The following is an 873-nucleotide window of genomic DNA, read 5'->3' as shown; positions in this document are numbered from 1 at the left end:
TAAGACCGTGTCCTACGTGGTGAGCCGGTCGTTGGTTGGGCATGGGGAGTTCGCGGTGGGGTTGGATCGTTCCGGAGGGCCTGTGGGAGATCGCGCGGCCGTTGCTGCCGCCGTCACGGGGGCGTCCGCAGGGCGGTGGGACGCAGAACACGCCTGATGAGGCGGTGTTCGCGGCCATCGTCTACGTGCTGACCAGTGGGTGCGCCTGGCGGCATCTGCCGCCGTGCTTCGGGATATCGAAGTCCACCGCGCACCGCCGGTTCCTGATCTGGTCCCGAGCCGGGGTGTGGGGCCGGCTGCACCGGGCCGTGCTCGACGAACTCGCCGCCCACGGCCTTCTCGACCTTTCCCGCATCATCCTCGACACCGCCCACGTGCGGGCTAAAAAAGGGGCGAACACACAGGTCCGAGCCCCGTGGACCGGGGTAAGCCCGGTTCCAAGAAGCACATCCTGTCCGATGCGGGCGGGCTGCCTGTCGTGGTCGCTGTCTCAAGTGGCAACGTCCACGACAGCGAAGGCCTGAAGCCTCTGCTCGCTGGTCTCCAATCGAGACACGACCCCGACCGCGGTTGGCACTTCCGCCCCGGCAAGATCCATGCCGACAAAGCCTACGACCGACCCGACCTGCGCAGATGGCTCCGCGGCAAGCGCATCGCGGTCCGGATCGCGCGCAAGGGAGTGGAGTCCAGCCAGCGGTTAGGCCGTCACAGGTGGCTGATCGAACGCACCATGTCCTGGCTGTCCGGCTACCGGCGCCTGTCACCCCGCTACGAGCGTCATCCCCGCAACTACCTGGCCTTTCTCGGTCTCGCCGCAGCCCTGTGCTGCTACAAACGCCTCCGCCGACTCACCACATAGGACACGGTCTAAGT

1 protein-coding gene is annotated in these 873 nt (G+C 66.9%); it reads left to right on the top strand.

Annotation, left to right across the window (positions count from 1 at the left end; genetic code table 11):
• The first annotated feature begins 41 nt into the window (after positions 1-41).
• Positions 42-859 (top strand): IS5 family transposase gene (locus tag RM779_RS33215; RefSeq protein WP_394813455.1). Its coding sequence is split into 2 segments (ribosomal slippage): positions 42-390 and positions 390-859, totalling 819 coding nucleotides; the frame shifts between segments, so codons are not numbered across the junction.
• Positions 860-873: the final 14 nt, after the last annotated feature.

Source organism: Streptomyces johnsoniae, assembly GCF_031845565.1.
GTDB classification, from domain to species: domain Bacteria; phylum Actinomycetota; class Actinomycetes; order Streptomycetales; family Streptomycetaceae; genus Streptomyces; species Streptomyces johnsoniae.
Note: the sequence above shows the minus strand (reverse complement) of the source record. Positions and strands in the feature narration are given on the sequence as shown.